Origin of the sequence: Candidatus Methanarcanum hacksteinii (genome assembly GCF_964305265.1) — an archaeon.
Taxonomy (GTDB): Archaea; Thermoplasmatota; Thermoplasmata; order Methanomassiliicoccales; family Methanomethylophilaceae; genus Methanarcanum; species Methanarcanum hacksteinii.
The window spans coordinates 433962-448775 of record NZ_CAYATA010000002.1 but is presented as its reverse complement, the minus strand read 5'-3'; the positions used below and the strand labels follow the sequence as shown (position 1 = coordinate 448775).

14 protein-coding genes are annotated in these 14814 nt (G+C 50.2%); 4 read left to right on the top strand and 10 right to left on the bottom strand.

The window, feature by feature from the left end:
* Nucleotide 1: 1 nt before the first annotated feature.
* On the bottom strand, nt 2-496 hold the full coding sequence (locus tag ACI2NF_RS03180) for a multiprotein bridging factor aMBF1 (protein WP_400146160.1): 495 nt from the start codon (nt 494-496) through the stop codon (nt 2-4).
* 111 nt (nt 497-607) lie between these two features.
* Here ACI2NF_RS03180 and ACI2NF_RS03175 point away from each other — a divergent pair, with 111 nt between their 5' ends.
* Nucleotides 608-1819 carry a proteasome-activating nucleotidase gene (locus ACI2NF_RS03175; protein WP_177971786.1) on the top strand — a complete coding sequence of 404 codons (1212 nt, stop codon included), beginning with the start codon at nt 608-610 and terminating at the stop codon, nt 1817-1819.
* Nucleotides 1820-1874: 55 nt separating this feature from the next.
* On the opposite strand, the gene ACI2NF_RS03170 is transcribed toward ACI2NF_RS03175, so the two are convergent.
* From ACI2NF_RS03170 to thsB, 6 genes are all read right to left on the bottom strand, one after another.
* Nucleotides 1875-2648 carry an ATP/GTP-binding protein gene (locus ACI2NF_RS03170; protein WP_177971787.1) on the bottom strand — a complete coding sequence of 258 codons (774 nt, stop codon included), beginning with the start codon at nt 2646-2648 and terminating at the stop codon, nt 1875-1877.
* Between the two features lie 5 nt (nt 2649-2653).
* On the bottom strand, nt 2654-4066 hold the full coding sequence (locus tag ACI2NF_RS03165) for a hypothetical protein (RefSeq protein ID WP_400211055.1): 1413 nt from the start codon (nt 4064-4066) through the stop codon (nt 2654-2656).
* A 103-nt stretch (nt 4067-4169) separates the two neighbouring features.
* The gene (dnaJ, locus tag ACI2NF_RS03160) at nt 4170-5297 is read right to left on the bottom strand and encodes a molecular chaperone DnaJ (RefSeq protein WP_400151395.1); all 1128 of its coding nucleotides are present in this window, start codon (nt 5295-5297) and stop codon (nt 4170-4172) included.
* A gap of 5 nt (nt 5298-5302) precedes the next feature.
* Entirely contained in the window at nt 5303-7180 is a 1878-nt protein-coding gene (gene dnaK / locus ACI2NF_RS03155) for a molecular chaperone DnaK (RefSeq protein WP_400153049.1), read from the bottom strand.
* 1 nt (nt 7181) lies between these two features.
* Nucleotides 7182-7709, bottom strand: coding sequence for a nucleotide exchange factor GrpE (locus ACI2NF_RS03150; protein ID WP_400211054.1), 528 nt, complete (start codon nt 7707-7709; stop codon nt 7182-7184).
* Between the two features lie 62 nt (nt 7710-7771).
* A complete protein-coding gene (gene thsB / locus ACI2NF_RS03145) occupies nt 7772-9409 on the bottom strand; it encodes a thermosome subunit beta (RefSeq protein WP_400211053.1) in 1638 nt (545 codons plus the stop codon).
* A gap of 194 nt (nt 9410-9603) precedes the next feature.
* Between thsB and ACI2NF_RS03140 the strand changes: the two genes are divergently transcribed.
* The 3 genes from ACI2NF_RS03140 to ACI2NF_RS03130 all read left to right on the top strand — a co-directional run bounded on the left by ACI2NF_RS03140 (nt 9604) and on the right by ACI2NF_RS03130 (nt 11380).
* A complete protein-coding gene (locus tag ACI2NF_RS03140) occupies nt 9604-10092 on the top strand; it encodes a GNAT family N-acetyltransferase (protein WP_400151396.1) in 489 nt (162 codons plus the stop codon).
* Nucleotides 10093-10237: 145 nt separating this feature from the next.
* On the top strand, nt 10238-10606 hold the full coding sequence (locus ACI2NF_RS03135) for a hypothetical protein (protein ID WP_400150476.1): 369 nt from the start codon (nt 10238-10240) through the stop codon (nt 10604-10606).
* Between the two features lie 117 nt (nt 10607-10723).
* The gene (locus ACI2NF_RS03130) at nt 10724-11380 is read left to right on the top strand and encodes a DUF120 domain-containing protein (RefSeq protein WP_177971795.1); all 657 of its coding nucleotides are present in this window, start codon (nt 10724-10726) and stop codon (nt 11378-11380) included.
* Nucleotides 11381-11406: 26 nt separating this feature from the next.
* Here ACI2NF_RS03130 and purQ read toward each other — a convergent pair whose 3' ends face one another.
* From purQ to purS, 3 genes are read right to left on the bottom strand one after another with little or no spacing between them, the layout of a single operon-like run.
* A complete protein-coding gene (purQ, locus tag ACI2NF_RS03125; protein ID WP_400196733.1) occupies nt 11407-12219 on the bottom strand; it encodes a phosphoribosylformylglycinamidine synthase subunit PurQ in 813 nt (270 codons plus the stop codon).
* Nucleotides 12216-14555 carry a phosphoribosylformylglycinamidine synthase subunit PurL gene (purL, locus tag ACI2NF_RS03120; RefSeq protein ID WP_400211052.1) on the bottom strand — a complete coding sequence of 780 codons (2340 nt, stop codon included), beginning with the start codon at nt 14553-14555 and terminating at the stop codon, nt 12216-12218. The genes purQ and purL overlap by 4 nt, the downstream gene beginning before the upstream one ends.
* Nucleotides 14556-14559: 4 nt before the next feature.
* Entirely contained in the window at nt 14560-14799 is a 240-nt protein-coding gene (purS, locus tag ACI2NF_RS03115) for a phosphoribosylformylglycinamidine synthase subunit PurS (protein WP_400146179.1), read from the bottom strand.
* Nucleotides 14800-14814 lie beyond the last annotated feature (15 nt).

Below are 14814 nucleotides of genomic sequence, written 5' to 3'. Positions count from 1 at the left end.
ATCACTTCTTCTTGATGAAATCGCTCAGCGTCATCTTGGTGTTCTGACCGCCACCGATCCTTCCGCCCGTCGATACGGATTCTGTAAGTTTGATGTCCAATGCCTTCTCAAGCTTCTTGAGCATCTTGTCATCAGGCACGAGGTCATTGGATTCGATCTTTGCGAGTGTACCTTTCTTCTCAAGTATAGAGGCTGCGAACTCCTCGAGATCCATGCCCTTGGCAATGCGGGCCTTCCTTATCTCGCCGCCATAGTCATCGATCAGTTCGACCGATTCAGAACCACGATAGACGTCCTTGACCTGCATGCGCTGCTCACGTCTCTGGAGCCTCTGTTCAATGACCTGTGCACTTGGAGCAGGTGCTGACCCTCTTGTAGGCGAACCCCTGCGTTCATCACCGAACTTAGAACAATTCGGACAGACTTCGAGCTTGGTACCTTCGATGAATACCGGTTTTGTGACCGGCACTTCCTTGCCGCACATTTCACAGATCATGACCTCACCTATGTGCCAACTTGTAATTTAATACTACGGTCATACACATCGGGGATTTAGCAATACTATTATAATGGCTTACGGATAGACCGTTGCTAGAACGGTGATATCATGGGTGATCTTCAGGCCGATGAATTGACGTCCGAATTGAAAGCGAAGATATTGACTCTCGAAGAGAAAAATGTCAGACTTATGGAGGACCTTCAGAATGCGGAGAACGACAAACGCTTCGCAGAAAGTGAATTGTTCAGGACACAGAAGGATCTCACTAAGGTGAGGTCTGAACTTGAAAGGATGAAGACCCCTCCGCTGATAATCGGTACGCTGAAGGATGTCCTTCCGGACAACCGCGTGGTAGTGAAAAGCACCACAGGACCTGATTTCGTCGTCGGCGTATCCACATATTGTGCGCAGGAGGACCTTATCGCAGGTGCAAGGGTTTCACTCAACAAACAATCACTTGCAGTGATGAATGTCCTTCCACAATCTTTGGATCCTGTCGTCACAGGTGCTGAGATCATCGATAAACCGAACATCACCTACTCCGACGTTGGAGGTCTTGATAAGCAACTCCTCGAATTGCGTGAGGCCGTGGAGGATCCGTTGCTCAGACCTGAACTCTATGCCAAGGTCGGTATAGAGCCGCCTAAAGGAGTATTGCTCGTAGGTCCACCGGGAACTGGTAAGACCCTGATGGCAAAGGCTGTCGCGAATGCGACCCAAGCCACATTCATCAGACTTGTGGGTTCGGAACTCGTACAGAAATACATCGGAGAGGGTGCAAGGCTCGTCCGTGAACTGTTCGAACTCGCGAAAGAGAAAGCTCCAAGCATCGTTTTCATCGATGAATTGGATTCTGTAGGTGCGAAGAGGCTTGATTCAGCCACATCCGGGGACAGAGAGGTGCAGAGGACACTCATGCAACTCCTTTCCGAATTGGATGGATTCACTCCGATGAGCAATGTTAAGATCATCGGTGCAACGAACAGACCCGATATACTCGATGACGCATTATTGAGACCGGGAAGATTCGACCGTATCGTTGAGATCGGACTCCCTGACATCGATGGAAGGGAACAGATATTCAAGATCCACATCGCACACATGAACATCGAAGGCGACATATCAGCAAGGAATCTCGCTGAGGCCACAGAAGGTGTGTCTGGTGCGGAGATCAAATCCATCTGTACAGAAGCAGGTATGCTGACGATAAGGGATGGTCGTGATTGCATCACGATGTCCGACTTCATAAAGGCTAAAGAGAAGGTCTTGGAAGTCGGAAGGAACAAGGTCAAACAGGCTCCAGCATATATGTTCGGATGAACACATATCGATGGGGTCCCGAGATAGATTCTCGGAATCCCATTATATGCTGGTATCAATCATTATCCTCGGGATCGATATCCTCTCCGCCGAAGAATTCCAACTGTGTGGCGGAATAGATCTCTTCCAATCCCGTATTCTCCACTGCGGACACAGCACGTATCTGTCCGAATATACCAACACTCTCCACTGCCTTGAACAGCTCCATGCCAACGACGGTCTGAGGATTGGCATCGTTGTCCAAGAGATCGTCATATAACGAGTCGGAATTCTCGAACCACGAGATCATCCTGTCCCTATCCTCATCCTTCATGAGATCCGCCTTGGTCAGTATATTGATCACAGGCAATTGAAGTCTGAACTCAACAAGTGATGATAACACCATATTAGATACGAAACCATTCGATGTCTTGCAGAGCATGGGATCGGAAAGATACACGACCATCGATTTCTCTTTACCGAATGCCTCTACGATGACATTCGATGACTCACGGAATGCGAACAGCTCCAATTGACCCGGCGTGTCCACCAATACGTACTCCGTTCTGACACCATCCAACAAATCCGTGATCTTCTTAATGTTTACAGCCATCAGATCCGCTGCAACGATCTGTGCTCCATTCGGTCCAAGGTTATACTCTCCCATGACCTCATCCAAAGCCACCCATTCCCTGATGTCTATGTCCGCGTCATACGGTAACATATCCACTCCGGGATCGAGATTTATCGTCATGCAGTCGATGCCGTTGTTACCAAGCCAATCCCTGTATGATTTGACCAGTGTGCTCTTTCCGCTTCCCGCTGTACCAACGAAATAAACGAATCTCAAAACCATCACTCCTTATGTTTGATCTGTCTTCTCAACCTTCTTCCAGGTATCGGTTTGGCAGCCTGTGAGGATAACATGTCTATCTTGGTCTTCTTGGAATTCACATTACCGATCGTGCCTCTGGATGCTCTGTCCAGATCACTTTGCGATATTCCCAATTCCATGAGTTCCTCACGGACCTCCTTGGCCCTGTCATGATCCTTCATGTTCAATAATACAAGATATGAGTGCGCAACGGACATCAGGAACATCTCGTTGACGTCCCCCATCTGAGCGACTGTGTAGAGATTGTCATATGCGCCTTTCAAATCATCCAGAAGATCATCGTAATCGTTCGGATCGCGCGTCATCGACCTGAACATGTATGCCTGCGCCAGATTCTCACATGTTCTCTTGTCCTTGATCGCCACGGCATCCAATGCAGGGATGATCACATTCATCTCCTCAAGGAATCCCTCTGGGATCTCTGGACTCTTCGTCTGACGGTATTTCGCACGGTTCAATAATGCGTACGCATATGCATCCTTGTGCCCTTCATACCCTTTAATGATGTTCACAGCCTCATCCATAAGTGCTGATGCTTCCTCGGGATGGTTCTTCCTCTCCTCCGATTCTGCTACGAACCCCATTGAGTCGGCCAATTCGATGAGCCTTGCCGATGTTATAGGTGCCGTCTTAAGGAGCCTTCTCCTCTCCTCCAATGCGGATGACATGTATTCTTCCGCTTCCTGCATCCTGTTGTTCTTGGAGACAATGAGTCTGAGCGAATCGTATATCGTTGCGAGAAGATATGGATCATCACCGACGTCACCTCTAGCGAAACATTCCTTGGTAAGTTCCAATGCCTCCTTGAATGCTTTCTCGGAATTGATGAGATCCTTCCTCATCATGCATATGAAACCGTAGTTGACCTTCATTGAGGCTACTTCCACCGTCCTACTGTCACCGACCTGATCCAAGCCATTGGAGTAGATGTCCATGGCTTCCTTGTTATCACCACGTGCTATGGCGAATGCAGCACAGATGGATACCTGGTTGAAGTATCTCGCACGCATCCGCTCATCCCCGTCATTGGCAAGTCTGAGCATGAGCGAAAGGACCTCCTTGGCAAGGTCCTCGGCCTTGATCTCCCTCCCCGTTTCGCTGTATCTGTCCGAAAGTAATGATAATGCATCTACCTTCGCAAGATCATCGGTGGCTTCACCCACAGCCTTCAATGCGCTTCTCACAGACGGTTCCAGCTCATAATACTCGCCTGTATCCGAAGTGACCGTCTCTATGTCTCCATTCGATAGGAAATTCATTATGATCTTGGTCTCTCCGCAATCAGAACATATGACGGATGTCTCATAGCCGGATCTAAGTTCTGCGACCTTTCCGCACTTGGGGCATGTAAATTCAACCTCTTCTCCGCTCATCGGTTGCAGTAATACGACAGAACATTAATAGTTATCACAAAAGTGAGTATGAGCCTCTCTTGATGGTCGAGAGGACCACTGCCCAGTAGGGCAGTAAGATGTTTCATCCGAAGATCTTCTTCTTCCTTCCGGTCTTCTTCTCAGAAGTACCTGCCGTATCGTCGAGTTTCTTCAGAAGTTCCTTCTCCATCTCAGACACCTTCTTAGGGACATCGATCCTGACGCGGACGAACATGTCTCCGCGCATGGTACTGTTGATCTTCGGCATACCCAATCCAGACATCCTCAGGACCGAGTTGACCTGCGTACCAGCAGGGATCTTCAGCATGACAGCCTCACCATTTATGGTATTGATCTGAACCTCTCCTCCGAGAACGAGTTTCGGATATGTCGTGGTCACACCGGTCCAAAGGTTGGAACCATCACGTTGGAACATGGCATTCTCCTTCAGATGTACGACCACGAACAGATCTCCGGGCCTTCCTCCGAGATAACCTGCATCACCGGCACCAGCGACACGTATCCTCTGGTCATCGTCGATACCTGCAGGCACCTTGACCGAGATTTTCGATTTCTTGGAGATGCGCCCCTGTCCGCGACATGACGGACACTTCTCTCTAGCGGACTGTCCCGTACCATTACAGTTCGGACACTCGGATATCGATGACATCTGACCGAAAGGCGTCCTCTTGATGGATTGGATCTGTCCTCTTCCGCCACACTGCTTACAGGTCTCCGTCACACCGCCCTTGGCCCCCGTGCCGTTACACTCAGTACAGTTGACGGTGTGCGGTACAGTGATCTCGACCTCCTTCCCTTTGAACGCGTCTTCGAGAGATATCTCGATATCGTATCTGAGAGAATCCCCGGAGCGGGGCCCGGTACGCTGTTGTTGCCTACCGAACCCGCCACCGAAGATGGATCCGAAGATATCCCCGAAGATATCGTTGATATCGTCCTGGTGAGTGAAGTCTCCCCAGCTGAATCCGCCCTGTCCGAATTGCCCGTTGACACCTGCATGACCGTACTGATCATACATCTTACGTTTCTCGGAATCCATCAGGACCTCGTACGCCTCGGATATCTCCTTGAACTTCTCTTCAGCGACCTCTTTCGGCTCCTTGGATACGTCCGGGTGATATTGACGTGCCAACTTACGGTAGGCACTCTTTATCTCGTCTGGCGTTGCGGTCTTCTCGACACCCAATACTTCGTAGTAGTCTCTTGGCATATTCTTCACTGGTCGTCCACTATCTTATAATCGGCGTCGACGAAGTCCCCGTCCGATTTCTTGGCATCAGATTCCTGACTCTGCTGTTGTTGCTGAGCACCGCCACCGCAGTTGCATCCGCCCTGCTGCTGTTCTCCAGCCTGCTGGTAGACCCTCTGCGAGATCGGCTCCATAGCCTTGTAGAGATCGTCGAGTTTCTTCTTGATCTCTGCCGCATCTCCGGATTTGTCAGCGTTCTCGAGATCGCTGATCGCGGATTCGACCTTCGACCTCTCCTCGTTCGTGACCTTGTCACCGAGTTCATCGAGTGTCTTCTTCACTGAGTAGATTGCTGTCTCAGCCTGATTCTTGACCTCGATCTCCTCACGCTTCTTCTTATCCGCATCTGCGAACTGTTCAGCCTGCTTGACCATCTCATCGATCTCTTCCTTCGAGAGCTTGTTGGATGATGCGATCGTGATCTTCTGCTCTTTACCAGTACCCTTGTCCTTTGCAGAGACGTTGATGATACCGTTCGCGTCGATATCGAAGGTCACTTCGATCTGAGGTACACCGCGAGGTGCTGGGGGTATTCCATCGAGAGTGAATCTGCCGAGTGATGTGTTGTCGGCGGCCATCTCCCTCTCACCCTGGACCACGTGGATCTCGACAGAGGGCTGATTGTCCTGTGCGGTCGAGAAGACCTGTGATTTCTTCGTTGGGATCGTCGTGTTCCTGTCGATGAGCTTCGTAGAGATTCCACCGAGTGTCTCGATACCGAGTGACAACGGCGTGACATCGAGAAGGAGAACATCCTTCACATCTCCGGAGAGGACTGCTCCCTGGATAGCTGCACCCATACTGACACACTCCATCGGGTCGATACCGCGCTGGATCTTCGGTCCTACGATGCTCTCGACGAAGTTCTGCACGATAGGCATCCTCGTAGGTCCACCTACCATGATGATCTTGTCGACATTATCGACTGTAAGTGATGCATCATTCAATGCCTGCATGATCGGGCCTTTACAGCGTGATACGATCGGTGTCACGATCTCCTCGAGCTTTGCACGTGTGATCGTCTGGACCAAGTGCTTCGGTCCGCTTGCATCGGATGCGATGAACGGAAGGTTGACCTCGGTCTGCATCGTTGTGGACAGTTCGATCTTGGCCTTCTCACATGCCTCACGTACCCTCCAGAACGCCATGTTGTCCTTCGTGAGATCGATTCCGGATTCCTTCTGGAATTCCCCGATGACGTATTTGGTGAGAGCCTCATCCATATCGGATCCACCGAGTTTGGTATCTCCTGATGTGGACATGACCTCGAAGACTCCGTCACTGAAGTCCATGATCGTGACATCGAGTGTTCCTCCACCGAGATCGAACACGAGGATCTTCTGTGATGTGTTACCCTTGTCGAGACCGTATGCGAGTGCTGCGGCCGTCGGCTCGTTGATGATACGTACGACATCCAATCCTGCGATCGCACCAGCATCCTTCGTTGCCTGCCTCTGATTGTCATCGAAGTATGCAGGTACGGTGATGACTGCCTTGTCTATGGTCTCACCGAGATATGCCTCAGCATCCCTCTTGATCTTCTGGAGGATGAATGCGGAGATCTGCTGAGGGGTGTACTCTTTACCGAGTGCAACGACCTTCTCGGATGTTCCCATCTTCCTCTTCACGTTCTTGATCGTACCGTCTGGATTAGTTACGGCCTGTCTCCTTGCGGGTTCTCCGACAAGAAGCTGACCATCCTTTGTGAATGCTACATATGAGGGGAAAGCTTTCCCTCCAACGCTTGCTCCTTCTGCGCTAGGGATCATGCTCGGCCTTCCGCCTTCCATAACAGAGGCGGCAGAGTTGCTTGTTCCCAAATCGATACCGATTATTCTTGACATCTTACTCACCTTCTATTTTTTCTTCTTCTTGTTTTTTCTTGGTCACTTTGACCTTGGAGTACCTGAGTACCTTGTTCCCAAGGCGATACCCCTTTTGGAATACCTCTGCGATATTCCCATCCTCATCACCATCGACGACACAGAGTGCCTCGTGGCAATTAGGGTCAAATTTCCCGTCTGTAGGAATCTCTGTCAGTCCTTTGGATTCGAGGGCCTTCATCAGATTCTGGCGTATACCTCTGACACCTATCACGAAATCGTTTTCTCCGTCCGCGTGTTCGAGAGCGCGATCCAGATCGTCCACTATCGACAACATGTCCGTAATTAGGCCTGCTGTAGCGAAGGTCCTGAACTCCTCGTTCTCACGCTGAGTCCTCTTACGGAAGTTATCGTAGTCTGCCTGTAGCCTCTGAGCCAACTGGAGATACTCGCCGGACTTGTTCTCGGACTCCTCCAGCTTCTTCTTTAGCTCTTCGACCTCGTCGACAGCCTTCTCTTTCTTCTCTTTCTTTTCCTCCTTTACAGTCATCCATTCACCTTTCAATGTTGAGATAATGATACAGGGGGCTCGAAGCCCCCTATGGAATATGTTTAATCGTCTTCCATTTTGGGCATCGAACCTGCTGCTCCCGGAGGACCTGCAGGTGCAGGCATGCTGCGTGATGCGATGACGTCGGCGATCCTGAGGATCATGACGGCTGCGTCCGTTGCGGAGTTGATTGCCTGTTTTCCGATCCTGTATGGTTCGATTACGTTGAGTGCGAACATATCCTCCACCTTTCCGGAGAAGGGGTTCAGTCCTGCATACTTGTTGCCTGCCTTGTGCTGTTTCCTCATCTCGATGAGTATATCGATCGGATCGAGACCTGCGTTCTCTGCAAGTGTTGTGGGGATTGACTCCATAGCAGATGCGAATGCATCGATTGCGATCTGCTCCCTTCCACCGACGGACTGAGCATAGCTCCTGAGCTGCATTGCGATCTCGACTGCTGTCGAACCGCCACCCGTGACCATCATTCCATCCTCGATTGCGACCTTTACGACGGACCATGCATCGATGAGTGATCTCTCGATCTCGTCCACGACGTGCTTGGTTCCACCTCTGATTAGGATTGTGACGGATTTTGCATCCTTGAGATCGCTGACGTATGTCATGTCGTTGTCACCGACTTTCTTGACCTCGACGAGTCCTGCTGCTCCGAGATCGGATTTGTCGAGCTCTGAGATCTTGTTGATGATGTTAGCACCGGTGGATGCTGCGAGCTTCTCCATGTCGCTCTTCTTCACACGCCTTGCTGCATAGATTCCCTCTTTTGCAAGGAAGTGCTGTGCAAGGTCGTCGATACCTTTCTGGCAGAAGACGACGTTTGCTCCGACCTCTTTGACCTTCTCGACCATTCTCCTGAGCATGTTCTCTTCCTCGAGGAGGAAGTCATTGAGCTTGGATGGGTCTGTGATCTGGATCTTTGCATCGATCTCTGTCTTCTTGACCTCGAATGCTGCATCGATGAGTGCGATCTTCGGGTTCTTGATGGATTTGGGCATTGCTGAGTGCACAGGCTCCTTGTCGATGATGAGTCCTTTCACGAGCTCTGTCTCATCCATTGATGAACCGGTCTTCTTGACTGTCTGAATGTTGTTGAGGTCGACTGTGTATCCGTCCTTGGTCTTCTCTGCGATCGTCTTGACTGCGTCTACGACGAGATCGGAGAAGAAGTCCTTGGATGCGTTGACCTGTTTACTGTTCATCGAGACCTCTGCAATCTGCTTGAGCAACTTGTCGTCGTCGTATGAGACCTTCTTCGAGATGTCGATCAGGATCTTCTGTGCCTCTGCGTTTGCAAGCCTGTATCCGCTTGCGATGATCGTCGGGTGAACGTTCGCATCGACCATGTCGACTGCTTTCTTGAGGAGTTCACCTGCAAGGATGACGGACGTTGTCGTACCGTCCCCTACTTCCTGATCCTGTGTCTTTGCGACCTCGACGAGCATCTTTGCTGCGGGGTGCTGAACATCGATCTCTTTGAGGATGGTCACTCCGTCATTTGTGATGACGACATCTCCCATCGAATCAACGAGCATCTTATCCATACCCCTGGGGCCCAAGCTGCTCCTGACTGCATCGGAGATCGTCCTTGCTGCTGCGATATTGTTGAACTGAGCGTCTTTTCCTTTGTCCCTCTTGGTTCCTTCCTTGAGGATCACGATAGGTGTGTTACCCATTCCCATGATTGATTGCCTCCATATTTTGGATTACTAATTGTGGTTAAAGTTTGTTCTTCTATATAAGGATTGCTTACTATAACATCATACATGATGATAGATGTTCAACATGTAGAATTGGTCAAGAGAGTGGCGATCTATACAATGATCTGATGAACTTGCGACCACTCATTCTATAATGGGATCGCGTATATCTGACCATGGATTCCATCCCCTTCCAGACCGAAGGATTCACCTTAGAGAGAACGGATGACAAAGGATACATCCTTGATTGCATGAAAGGGACGATACTATCATCCGTCAACGAGACCGAGAGAGAATTGAATGCGTTATGGATACAGAACACATTGATGGTCGTCGCTTTCAATCTGAAGGATCCGAGGAATGAAGCATTCATACTCATGCATGGGAACAAGAGAGCAGGTATGTTATGGCTAGGAAGATCCAACGATCAGTTCACGTGTGAACCCATAGGATATGTGCTCGGCGTGTTCATAGAAGAGGGATTCAGAAGGAAAGGGTTGGGAAAGGAATTGATCGCATCCGCAGAGATATGGTGCAAGGAGAATGGTCTTCTGTCCCTCAGCCTCAATGTGAGCGCGACCAACACCGCAGCCAGAGCGTTATATGACGATTGTGGATTCTCAGAGCAATCCGTTGTCATGAGGAAAGAATTGTACAAGAAGTGATGGATGCGCATCCCATCATTTTCCATTCTGTACGTTCACTGCTTCGGATAAACAGAATTACCCTGAAGTTACAGAACCGAATCTGATGATTCGTTCTACAAAACTATTATAAAAAGAAAGTCCAATGCTGTGGCAGGTAATATAAATGGACGGCAGACCAAATATTGTCATCGCAACCTCAGCACTTGCCATCATAGGCGGCATCGTTGCGATCGCATCATTTGTATGCGGTTTCTACGACCATACTGATAACCTGTTCGGCAGCATGGGACTCGGACTCTTGATAACAGTCCTCTTCTTCGCTGAGGCAGGATTCCTTTATTCAGATGGTAAAGGGAACCACTACTCATTCCTGTTTATGAGCTTTGCCAATGCTATCGCAATTATTGCGGGCATATACTTCGGAGCAATCAATCTTTGGTTCGGTGTCGCACTCGTGATATTGGCTATCCTCACCATCATCCTCGGATCCGGAAAGGCGACCGAGAAATGGATGGCGCTTGACAGGATCTGAAACCCATTCATCGATTCCATCCGACGGATGGAATCGATACAATCTTCTTTACAACTATTATTGTAGAATAATAGAAAATGCGTAATTGTTTTATCAAGGATATTCAATCGACATCCGATGGATGAGAAATACACATTCGCATTAAGGAAAATCGCCCTTTTAGGCGGTATCGACGACTTAATCGCGATATCCTCACGTGAATTGGGTGACGCACTGAACATGAGTCAACAATCCGCTTCTAAAAGGATTCTAGAACTATTGGATGAGAAACTCATAACGCGTGACCTAGGTGCAAGGAAACAACGCATAAAGCTCACGGAGAGAGGTGTTGATGCCCTCAAGGAAGAATATAACGAATATCGTCGTATCTTCGAATTGGAGGACCATATCTTCATCCATGGTGCGGTCACATCCGGAATGGGCGAAGGCGGATACTACATCTGCCAAGAAGGCTACATGAAACAGTTCGAGAGCGTGCTCGGATTCAAGCCATACGAAGGCACGTTGAACCTAACCATAGACAAAGAGGACATTGGGAAACTGGACCTCATTCGCAGTACGTCCGGATACGTCATCCATGGATTCACAAGTGATGGCAGGAGTTTCGGAGATGTCATCGCATACAAAGCGAAGATCAAGAACATAGACTGTGCAGTCGTCGTTCCTGAGAGATCACATTACAAAGAAGTGATAGAGATTATCTGTCATTATCATCTCAGAAGGACATTGAGCCTCGTCGATAACGACCGTATCGATCTTAGAGTGGAATTATGAATGGATGGGCGACAGCCCACCCATGATCAAACGAGTTTCTTCATGACGGACCTGAACAGACAGAGTCCGTCGCCTTCCTCGGAATCGTATCCTCTGGTCCAATCCGGATGCGTGAACCTTGTGAGTACACGTTCAGGGTGAGGCATCATACCGAGCACATTACCTGCAGGGTTACAGATACCTGCGATGTCTGACGGCGAACCGTTGGGATTCCATGGATATTCAGCATCCTCTCCGTTCTCGCCCACGTATCTGAAGACGATCTGATCGTTCTCCTCCAATCTGTCGACGAATCTGGGATCCATGCTCAACAATTTACCCTCAGCATGTGCGGACGGTATCATGAGCACCTTCTTCTTCGGGATCTCCGATGTGAATATGCATTTTCCGCGATTGTCGTTCCTCAACAACGTAGGGCGACATTCGAATCTTGCAGAATCATTGGTGTACAATGCGGCAGTCGGTTCTGGTGACATTACATCATCCAACGCTGGGAGCAGACCCAATTCCACAAGGATCTGGAATCCGTTGCATACTCCCAACACAGGTTTCTCGGATTCAACGAATCTCCTTATCTGCGGGCCTATGGCGGACCTTATCCTGGCAGCGAATATCGCGCCTGCCCTCACATAATCCCCGGCAGAGAATCCTCCAGGGAATGCGAGTATGTCGTAATCCTCGACATCCCTCTTGAGCTCGGATGGGGATTGGCCTGTCAATTGTTTGAGATGGACCTTCTCAGGCGAGGCTCCGACCATCTTGAACGCCTCATACATCTCATCCTCACAGTTCGTACCCTCGATCCTGAGGACACATACCCTGACATCTTCTGGCCTCATTGATAACCGCCTCCCATAAGATTCCACATGGGTTCATTCCATGCTCTGCTGATCTCATCCAATGACAGATCTATCTTCGAATCGTTCACGATGAACCTGTCGCCACCTGTGATTCCGATGCATACGGCATCCGGACCCATGATACTCTCGAATTCCTTGGCATCCTTCTCGGACACCTCGGCCAACCAACGGGTGTTGCTCTCTGAGAAGAGTTTTCTCTCCATGCACATGTCCCCCATAGCAGTGAGGTCGAGTCTCAGACCGATGCCTCCGGAGATGCACATCTCTGCTGCGGCCACTGCGAGACCTCCGTCCGAACAGTCATGACATGCTTTGACGAGTTCTTTGTCCATGGAGTCCAGCATCTTATCCATCATGAGCTTCAGATGATCGGCATCGACACCAGGCACATCCCCGCCCTTACCTCCGAATTTACGGAAGAAGAGTGATGCGCCCATCTCATCCTTCGTCCTACCTACGAGATACAATCTATCTCCTTCGGACTTCATATCCGCGGTAACAGCTTTCCTGATGTCATCGATGAGCCCACAACCCAATATCATCGGTGTCGGCAATATGCCCACTCCTCCGGGCGCCTCGTTGTAGAGACTGACGTTACCGGATGGTATCGGGAGATTGAGATCCCTGCACAACTCTCCGAGACCTCTTACGGCCTCTCTGAACTCCCCAAGCCTCTCAGGCTTCTCGGGATTTCCGAAGTTCAGACAATCGGTGAGAGCATTAGGTCTCGCCCCCACTGCTATGATGTTACGGCATGCCTCATCCACTGAGGCCCTTCCGCCGTTGTATGGATTCTCGGCCGTAAACCATGGGTTGCAACCCACTGCGGCAGCCAGACCCTTGTATCTTCCAGGGACGGGCATGAGCACGGATGCATCTCCAGGCCCTGTCCTGTTCAGTTTTCCTACCATCGGATGTATGACCGTGGATGCTCTGACCTCATGATCGTATTGACGGATCGCCCATTCCTTGGATGCGATGTTGAGATCGGACAGCATCGCTAACATCGTAGCGTTATCAGCCCTCGCGGATGGGAATACCTCATCATCCTTCGTTGACACCTTAGGGATCGTGTACGGCCTGTTGTATACCGGCCCTCCGGTGAGGAATTCGAGATCCATGTCGAATATCATCTGACCGTTCCAGAACAGACGCGTATGCTTCGTATCGGTGGTCCTGGCGATTGGTGTTGCAAGGACATCCCACATATCAAAGATCTCGAGCACTTTGTCCACATTCTCAGGTTTGCAGGTGACCATCATACGCTCCTGGGATTCCGAGACCCAAATCTCCCATGGCGCAAGGCCGTCCTCCTTCAACGGGACCTTGTCGAGATCGACATCGGCTCCGCATCCTCCTGCGTCCAATGACATCTCTCCGACGACGCAACTGAGCCCTCCTCCTCCAAGATCCTTCATGCCTGTTATCAGACCTTTCTTGTTGACCTCGAGACATGCGTGGATGGTCGGTTCCTTCGTTATCGGATCGCCGAGCTGCACAGCACCCCTTGAATCCTCGTCTGATGTCGATGTCAGATCCGCCGATGCGAATGTGACTCCGTGTATGCCGTCCCTTCCGGTACGTCCGCCGAGGAGTATCATCACATCCCCGGGCCCGGAAGCGTAGTTCACGCCCAACTCATCCCTCTTGACTATGCCCAAACATGCTACGTTCACCAGGCAGTTGCCTGTGTATCTATCATCAAAGAAGAAACCACCGGAGATTGTCGGCACACCTACGCGGTTACCATAATCCCTGATGCCTGATACGACACCATTCACCAGATAGTGAGGGTGTTTCATCCCTTTCGGGATCTCCTTCTTCGTGTCTATCGGCCCGAAGCACAATGGATCGACGAGACCGATCGGTTGTGCTCCCATACAGACGACATCCCTAAGGATACCTCCGATACCTGTCGCGGCACCGCCATAAGGCTCTATCGCTGATGGGTGATTGTGACTCTCGATCCTCAACGCATAACCATAATCGTCATCGAAGACCATCACTCCGGCATCTCCTCTCGAAAGGATGTCCGGACGGTCGATGGAGAATATGAACTCCTTCAGTATGGGTTTGGAGCTCTTGTAACAACAGTGCTCACTCCATGCCTGTCCCAATGATTGGAGCTCCACATCCGTTGGGTTCCTGCCTTCTTTCTTGAAATAATCCACGATCGTCCTCATCTCATCCACTGAAAGGGCCAACCCCATCGTGGACGATATCTCCTGCAACTCCTCATCCGTCGCATCAAGTATGTTGACGTCGAAGAGCGAGAATGGAACATCACGTTTGGTCATCAATCTCTCAACGGACATCTGATCATCTCAAAATGACTCTGTAATTCTGAATGACCGGGTTCGCAAGAAGTTTCCTGCACATCTCCTCACCGGCCTCGACCGCCTTCTCTGGGGTCATGTCAAGTTCGATGTCGAAGACCTTGACCGATCTAACGGACTCCACTCCCTCGAAACCTAGGGATTCCAGGGTCTTCATCGTGTTCTTACCTTCAGGGTCGGCAACCCCTTTCTTCAATTCGATTCTGATCTCGATTTGGGCCATCGTGTAACTGTACGC

What these genes read in the sequence shown, in the direction of transcription:
- ACI2NF_RS03180 (WP_400146160.1), bottom strand. Translation starts at nt 496, where the DNA reads ATGATCTGTGAAATGTGCGGCAAGGAAGTGCCGGTCACAAAACCGGTA.
- ACI2NF_RS03175 (WP_177971786.1), top strand. Translation starts at nt 608, where the DNA reads ATGGGTGATCTTCAGGCCGATGAATTGACGTCCGAATTGAAAGCGAAG.
- ACI2NF_RS03165 (WP_400211055.1), bottom strand. Translation starts at nt 4,066, where the DNA reads ATGAGCGGAGAAGAGGTTGAATTTACATGCCCCAAGTGCGGAAAGGTC.
- dnaJ (WP_400151395.1), bottom strand. Translation starts at nt 5,297, where the DNA reads ATGCCAAGAGACTACTACGAAGTATTGGGTGTCGAGAAGACCGCAACG.
- dnaK (WP_400153049.1), bottom strand. Translation starts at nt 7,180, where the DNA reads ATGTCAAGAATAATCGGTATCGATTTGGGAACAAGCAACTCTGCCGCC.
- ACI2NF_RS03150 (WP_400211054.1), bottom strand. Translation starts at nt 7,709, where the DNA reads ATGACTGTAAAGGAGGAAAAGAAAGAGAAGAAAGAGAAGGCTGTCGAC.
- thsB (WP_400211053.1), bottom strand. Translation starts at nt 9,409, where the DNA reads ATGGGAATGGGTAACACACCTATCGTGATCCTCAAGGAAGGAACCAAG.
- ACI2NF_RS03140 (WP_400151396.1), top strand. Translation starts at nt 9,604, where the DNA reads ATGGATTCCATCCCCTTCCAGACCGAAGGATTCACCTTAGAGAGAACG.
- ACI2NF_RS03135 (WP_400150476.1), top strand. Translation starts at nt 10,238, where the DNA reads ATGGACGGCAGACCAAATATTGTCATCGCAACCTCAGCACTTGCCATC.
- ACI2NF_RS03130 (WP_177971795.1), top strand. Translation starts at nt 10,724, where the DNA reads ATGGATGAGAAATACACATTCGCATTAAGGAAAATCGCCCTTTTAGGC.
- purQ (WP_400196733.1), bottom strand. Translation starts at nt 12,219, where the DNA reads ATGAGGCCAGAAGATGTCAGGGTATGTGTCCTCAGGATCGAGGGTACG.
- purL (WP_400211052.1), bottom strand. Translation starts at nt 14,555, where the DNA reads ATGTCCGTTGAGAGATTGATGACCAAACGTGATGTTCCATTCTCGCTC.
- purS (WP_400146179.1), bottom strand. Translation starts at nt 14,799, where the DNA reads ATGGCCCAAATCGAGATCAGAATCGAATTGAAGAAAGGGGTTGCCGAC.